This is a genomic window from Acinetobacter parvus DSM 16617 = CIP 108168 (genome assembly GCF_000368025.1).
Lineage (GTDB): Bacteria > Pseudomonadota > Gammaproteobacteria > Pseudomonadales > Moraxellaceae > Acinetobacter > Acinetobacter parvus.
The window spans coordinates 60,761-67,690 of sequence record NZ_KB849212.1 but is presented as its reverse complement, the minus strand read 5'-3'; the positions used below and the strand labels follow the sequence as shown (position 1 = coordinate 67,690).

6 protein-coding genes and 1 pseudogene are annotated in these 6,930 nt (G+C 40.7%); 6 read left to right on the top strand and 1 reads right to left on the bottom strand.

The window, feature by feature from the left end; translation table 11 throughout:
* The 3 genes and pseudogenes from F988_RS06710 to F988_RS06700 all read left to right on the top strand — a co-directional run.
* Window positions 1-175: pseudogene (locus tag F988_RS06710) on the top strand (IS4-like element ISAba33 family transposase); the annotation flags it as partial.
* A gap of 115 nt (window positions 176-290) precedes the next feature.
* The gene (locus F988_RS06705) at window positions 291-1,007 is read left to right on the top strand and encodes an SGNH/GDSL hydrolase family protein (RefSeq protein ID WP_004682039.1); all 717 of its coding nucleotides are present in this window, start codon (window positions 291-293) and stop codon (window positions 1,005-1,007) included.
* A gap of 19 nt (window positions 1,008-1,026) precedes the next feature.
* A complete protein-coding gene (locus F988_RS06700; protein WP_004682038.1) occupies window positions 1,027-2,115 on the top strand; it encodes a YheT family hydrolase in 1,089 nt (362 codons plus the stop codon).
* A gap of 53 nt (window positions 2,116-2,168) precedes the next feature.
* Here the strand turns inward: F988_RS06700 and F988_RS06695 are convergent, their stop codons facing one another.
* Window positions 2,169-2,639: a hypothetical protein gene (locus F988_RS06695; protein ID WP_004677340.1), complete on the bottom strand. Its 471-nt coding sequence runs from the start codon at window positions 2,637-2,639 to the stop codon at window positions 2,169-2,171.
* Between the two features lie 368 nt (window positions 2,640-3,007).
* Here F988_RS06695 and F988_RS06690 point away from each other — a divergent pair, with 368 nt between their 5' ends.
* Genes F988_RS06690 through eno form a run of 3 tightly spaced genes read left to right on the top strand, consistent with a single transcriptional unit; the run spans window position 3,008 to window position 6,868 of the window.
* Window positions 3,008-4,645, top strand: a complete 1,638-nt coding sequence (locus F988_RS06690; protein ID WP_004682036.1) for a CTP synthase — start codon at window positions 3,008-3,010, stop codon at window positions 4,643-4,645.
* A 30-nt stretch (window positions 4,646-4,675) separates the two neighbouring features.
* The gene (gene kdsA, locus F988_RS06685; RefSeq protein ID WP_004677343.1) at window positions 4,676-5,533 is read left to right on the top strand and encodes a 3-deoxy-8-phosphooctulonate synthase; all 858 of its coding nucleotides are present in this window, start codon (window positions 4,676-4,678) and stop codon (window positions 5,531-5,533) included.
* A gap of 45 nt (window positions 5,534-5,578) precedes the next feature.
* A complete protein-coding gene (gene eno, locus F988_RS06680; RefSeq protein WP_004682034.1) occupies window positions 5,579-6,868 on the top strand; it encodes a phosphopyruvate hydratase in 1,290 nt (429 codons plus the stop codon).
* Window positions 6,869-6,930: the final 62 nt, after the last annotated feature.

Below are 6,930 nucleotides of genomic sequence, written 5' to 3'. Positions count from 1 at the left end.
AAAAGCGATAAAAATAAAGAAGCATGGACGACTCTCAATGAGTTTATTTCGCTATGGTTTAGACTATGTTCAAATGGCGATTCAGCATTTAATTGGTTTTGGGAAAAAAGAAGAGTTTAAGGAAATTTTGGCAATTTTAAGAAAGCAGAATCCTGATAGGATAAGGGTTCTGTGAAATTTGTCGTGTACAGAGCCCAAAATTATAAAGTTGTGCTGATTTTTATTATTTTACAAATTGCTCTTAACTTGCTTTTGAAAATTGGTATAACCAATATGTGGAGTTTATAAAGATGTGGTTAAAACTTGCAACTTTTGGATTATTACCCGTAGTGCTAATACAAGGCACAAAAGTTCGTAGCAATACACCACGTCTGCCAGAAGCAAGCGGTGATCGTGAGGGCAAGACTGGGCAGGGAAAACCCCTGTCACTTTTGATTCTGGGTGATTCAGCAGCAGCAGGTGTTGGTGTGGAAACACAACAGGAAGCTTTGTTAGGTGCAATTATTGCCGAGTTGCAGAATGAGTATGTGTTGCAATGGAAGCTGCATGCCAAAACAGGTGATACCACAAAACAGGTTTTACAGGCGATCCATGATTTAGAACCACAAAGCTATGATGTGGTGGTTACTTCCATAGGTGTGAATGATGTCACCAAATTAATTTCTGCTAAAACTTGGATAAAACAACAAAAACAATTATTTACTCAAATACAAAACCGTTTCCAGCCAAAACTGATTATTGTGTCAGGTGTGCCACCCATGCAACATTTTCCAGCACTACCTCAGCCATTGGCTTGGCTGTTTGGAAAATATGCCGAACAAATGAATGACGCATTAAAACAGTGGTTAGCTCCACAGCCACAATTTAGATTTATTCAATACGATATTAAAAATTTTCAGGCGATGAATTTACCTATGGCCAGTGATGGCTTTCATCCAAGTAAAGAAATTTATGCAATTTGGGGGCAACAGGTCGCAGCATTGGTGCGACAAACATTTAACGCATAGTCAGAGACGGTAATTGAACATGGGCGGATCTGTTTTAAACAAGCTTAAAGTTTTAGCTTTGGACGTACTGGATTCAGTCGTTGGTGCTGAGCAACCGAAAATGTATTATGACCCGCAAGGGAAAATTAAAGATGTTCTGGAAAGATTACCACAGTTAAAACAGAAATATCGCCCAACTTTTTGGCTCAGCAATAGCCATGTTCATCTTTTATATTTTGATTTAATCAAGAAGAAAACCAGCAAGCTTGAGTATGATCGTATTGATCAGTTGACCATGCAGGATGGTGGTGTTACTGCAATCGCATGGTATGGCTATGATTTGCCAGTCGATACCCCAACTGTTGTGATCATGCATACTATTACAGGTACACCTGAAAGTATGCGTGAACTTGTTAAAGACTTACATGCATATACGGGTTGGCGGATTGCACTTTGTTTACGCCGTGGACATGCAGGGTTACCGATGCCTGTGCCACAAATTTCCCTGTTTGGTTCAACCCATGACTTAAAAGAACAACTTGGACATATTCAAAACCTATTTCCAGACTCAGACTTATATGCGGTGGGTTCATCGGCTGGGACTGGATTATTGGTCCGCTATTTGGGCGAACAAGGCGAAGATACGCCATTTAAGGCCGCTTTTGCCATGTGTCCAGGTTATAACACTGAACTTAGCTTTAAAAATGTACATCCTTTTTATAGCAAAATGATGACCAAAAAATTATTTAAGTATTTTATTCATCCTTATCAAAATACATGGAGCAACATTGCTTCTCTTAAAAAAGTGCTCACCACGACCAGTTTGGAAGAATTTGAAAAAGAATATTTTGAAATGGCAGGCTTTCAGGATTATCAAAGTTATTGCCAAGCCATTAACCCGATTTATGTGTTTGAGAATGTTAAAATTCCATTGATGATTTTGAATGCTGAAGATGATCCTGTCTGTTCCATTAAAAATCTGGAACCTTATAAAGAGACTATTCAGCAGATGGAAAATGTTGTGGTAGTGACTACCAAAAAGGGCAGTCATTGTGGTTTTTATGAAAGCTTAGCAGTGAAATCATGGGCATCACGCTTGATGTCAGATTTTTTGAAGAGTTATTCATAAAGTTTAGCTGTAAAAAAGCCAGTTGAATTCAACTGGCTTTTTACTACAATCAATTAATTGTTCAGTGCAGGGGTTGCAGCGGCAATTGCGGCAGCAACAGCATCATCTTCACTTTGGGCTGGTGTCGATGGCTTTGGTGCTTTTACAGGTTCAGTTTTTGGTTGTTCTGTTTTAGCAGGCTTTTGCTCAGCCTGAACTGCTGGTTTAGGCTGTTCAGTACGTGGCGTTTCAGGTTGAGTGCTTGTATCTGTAGAAGTTTGTGCCTGAGTAGGGCGTGTTTCACCACGAATTTCAGTGGTCGTATTTGGTGTTTCCTCACGGCTTGTTTCAATCACTGGCTCAGGTGCGGGTTCCGCACTTTCTAGAGACTCAAATTCCTGAATTTTTTCAGGTTCAGGCTGAGTCGTTTGTGTCTCGGTTGCCTGTTCTTGCTGCTCTTCTTTCGGTTCTTCTTTTTTCACACAAGCAGTTAATAAAAGACCAGTCGCAAGTGCTGCACAAATTAAAAGTTTTTTATTTGCCATTGCTAAAACAACATATTGAATAAGGACAGCACGGATTATAGCAATAAAACCAGGTGAAGAAATCCCTACGGTTATCGGCTTTGATGATATTTTATAAATGTTTGCTGAGAGAGCGCTATTTTAAAATAAAATCACAGTAAATCTGGGGAAAAATTGCGGTATTTGTTCCATGCTATTGATCAGCCAAATATCATGTAGGGATGAAAAATCCACAAATCCCATAAATTTTTATCGAAAATGCTGATAGAATAGTCGATTGTTTATAGTTCTTTGAATTGGTGCGGTTTGACTTTGCTTTCTTGGTGCAGAGTACAGTAAAATTGCCCAACATTGTAGGCCGATTTCGGCTCGATTGTACGAGAAACTCAATGACCCATTTTATTTTTGTCACTGGTGGTGTGGTTTCATCACTAGGTAAAGGTATTTCTGCTGCTTCTGTTGCCGCACTTTTGGAAGCTCGTGGCTTAAAAGTCACGATGGTAAAGATGGATCCATATATTAATGTCGATCCAGGTACCATGAGCCCATTCCAGCACGGTGAAGTTTTCGTCACAGAGGATGGTGCTGAAACTGACTTAGATTTGGGCTATTACGAACGTTTCCTGCGTCGCGCCAAAATGACCAAGCTGAACAACTTCACCAGTGGTCGTGTTTATCAGGACGTACTCAATAAAGAACGTCGTGGTGACTACTTGGGCGGTACAGTTCAGGTGATTCCACACATTACCGATAATATTAAGGAACGTGTACTTCGCGCAGGCGAGGGTTATGACGTTGCAATTGTTGAGATTGGCGGTACAGTGGGTGATATTGAATCACTTCCATTTATGGAATCGGTACGTCAGCTTATGGTTGAGCTGGGTCATAAACGTACCATGCTGATGCACTTAACCTTATTGCCATATATTAAGTCTGCGGCTGAACTAAAAACCAAGCCAACCCAGCACTCTGTTAAGGAACTGCTTTCGATTGGTATCCAGCCAGACATCCTGATCTGCCGTACTGAACATGAAGTTGATGCGGACACCATTCGTAAAATTGCACTATTTACCAATGTAGAAGCACGTGCAGTTATTGCATGTCCAGATGCAAAAACCATTTATCAAATTCCACGCAATTTCTACGAACAAAATGTCGATGATTTAATCTGTGAACGTTTTGGTTTTAATGACTTGCCAGAAGCCAATCTTGAAGACTGGGATAATGTGGTTGAAGCATTACTCAATCCAGAATACACCGTGCGCGTGGCAATGGTTGGTAAATATGTTGAGTTACCCGATGCCTATAAATCTGTCAATGAAGCACTTTTACATGCAGGCATTAAAAACCGCGTTAAAGTACAGATTGACTATGTTGATGCTGAATCTCTAGAGGGTCAGGATATTTCGGTTCTTGAAACGGCTGACGCAATCCTTGTTCCAGGTGGTTTTGGCGAGCGTGGTACTGAGGGTAAAATGCGTGCGATTCAATATGCACGTGAAAATAAGGTTCCTTTCCTGGGTATTTGTTTAGGTATGCAATTGGCGGTGATTGAATATGCACGTCATGTGGCAGGGTTGTCTGAAGCAACTTCAACTGAATTTAACCGTTCCACCAAATATCCACTCATTGGCTTAATTACTGAATGGCTGGATGAACGTGGCGAATTACAACACCGTAGTCTTGAATCAGACTTAGGCGGCACCATGCGTTTGGGTGCACAAAAGTCTGAATTGGTTGATGGTGCAAAAATTCGTACAATTTATGGTCAATCAGAAATTATTGAGCGTCATCGCCATCGTTATGAAATGAATGATCGTTTTATTGAGACCATAGAACAGGCAGGTATGAAGATTTCAGGCTATTCTTCAGTACAACATTTGGTTGAAACTGTAGAAATTCCTGAACATCCTTGGTTTATTGCGGTACAATTCCATCCAGAATTTACAAGCTCACCACGTGATGGTCATCCATTATTTGCCAGTTTTATTGACGCTGCAAAGAAACAGCATCAAAAGAGTAAATAATATAGACTTAGATAAACTGGGAAAGTTTAAATGTCACAATTAAAACCACAAGAAGTTGTACGTTTAGGCGATATACAAATGGCAAATCATTTGCCATTTGTATTATTTGGCGGAATGAATGTACTTGAGTCAAAAGATTTAGCGTTTGAGATTGCTGAAACTTATATTGATATCTGTAAACGATTAAACATTCCTTATGTGTTTAAAGCGAGCTTTGACAAGGCCAACCGTTCCAGCCTGAACTCGTTTCGTGGACCTGGCCTGGAAAAAGGCATCGAATGGCTGGGGGAGATTAAAAAACAGTTTAATGTCCCAATCATTACTGATGTGCATGAACCATATCAGGCAGCACCCGTTGCCGAAGTTGCCGACATTATTCAGCTTCCTGCATTCCTCAGTCGCCAGACTGATCTCGTTGAAGCAATGGCAAAAACCCAAGCCATTATCAATATCAAAAAAGCACAGTTTCTTGCCCCACATGAAATGCGCCATATCCTGCATAAATGTCTAGAAGCGGGAAATGACAAACTTATCCTTTGTGAACGTGGTTCAGCATTTGGCTATAACAACCTTGTTGTGGATATGCTGGGCTTTGACATCATGAAAGAAATGAATGTACCCGTATTCTTTGATGTGACCCACGCTTTACAAACACCAGGTGGACGTGCTGATTCCGCTGGTGGTCGCCGTGCCCAAATCACGACTTTAGCGCGTTCAGGTATGGCAACGGGCTTGGCAGGATTATTTCTTGAAGCACATCCAGACCCTGAACATGCAAAATGCGATGGACCATGTGCGTTGCGTTTATCACAGCTTGAGCCATTCTTGGCGCAATTAAAAGAATTGGATACTTTAGTTAAAGGATTCAAAAAGTTAGATACCCATTGATGCATTCAGTTGCATCTTTTTATTCATTCAACAGAGGAATTGTTCATGAGCCAAATCGTTGACATTCGTGCACGTGAAATTTTGGACTCTCGTGGTAACCCAACCATCGAAGCAGACGTAATTTTGGAATCTGGGGTTGTTGGTCGTGCATGTGCACCATCTGGTGCTTCAACTGGTTCTCGTGAAGCTTTGGAACTGCGTGATGGTGACAAGTCGCGTTACTTGGGTAAAGGTGTTAAAAATGCGGTTAATAACGTAAACACTTTAATCCGTGATGCTTTAGTGGGTAAATCAGTATTTGAACAAAAAGACATCGATAACACGATGATCGAGCTTGATGGTACTGAAAACAAAGAAAAACTAGGTGCTAACGCAACTCTAGCTGTTTCTTTGGCTGCTGCTCGCGCTGCTGCTACTGAAAAGAAAATTCCTCTTTTCCAATACATCGCAGACTTGCGTGGTCAAACAACTTTGAGCATGCCTGTGCCAATGATGAACATCATCAATGGTGGTTCACATGCAGACAACAATGTGGATATTCAAGAGTTCATGATTGAGCCAGTAGGCTTCACTTCATTCTCTGAAGCATTACGTGCGGGTGCTGAAATCTTCCATTCTCTAAAATCAGTTTTAAACAAAAAGGGTTTAAATACTGCTGTGGGTGATGAAGGTGGTTTTGCTCCGAACTTGCGTTCAAATGAAGAAGCAATCACTGTTATTCTTGAAGCGATTGGTCAAACTGGTTACAAAGCGGGTTCTGACATTATGTTAGCACTTGACTGTGCATCTTCAGAATTTTACAAAAATGGTCAATATATTCTTGCAGGTGAAGGCAATAAAGCATTCACAAGCAATCAATTCTCTGATTATTTAGCTGGTCTTGTAAATCAATATCCAATCATTTCGATTGAAGATGGTTTGGATGAGTCTGACTGGGAAGGCTGGAGCTATCTGACTTCAATCCTTGGTGATAAAATCCAATTGGTTGGCGACGATTTATTCGTAACTAATCCTAAGATTTTACAACGTGGTATTGATGAGAAAGTGGGTAACTCTATTCTGATCAAGTACAACCAGATCGGTACATTAAGTGAAACTCTGGATGCGATCTACCTTGCGAAAGCTAATGGTTACAGCACTGTAATCTCGCACCGTTCAGGTGAAACTGAAGATTCAACCATTGCTGACTTGGCAGTCGGTACAGCAGCAGGTCAAATCAAGACAGGTTCACTTTGCCGTTCTGACCGTGTTGCGAAATACAACCAATTGCTTCGTATTGAAGAATTAACCCATGCCGCTTATCGTGGTAAGGCTGAGTTCAAAGGTCTAAAATAAGGTCAAGCTTTAGCCATGTTAAAACTTCTTGAGAGCCTTTCTTTACAAAAGAGAAAAACTTT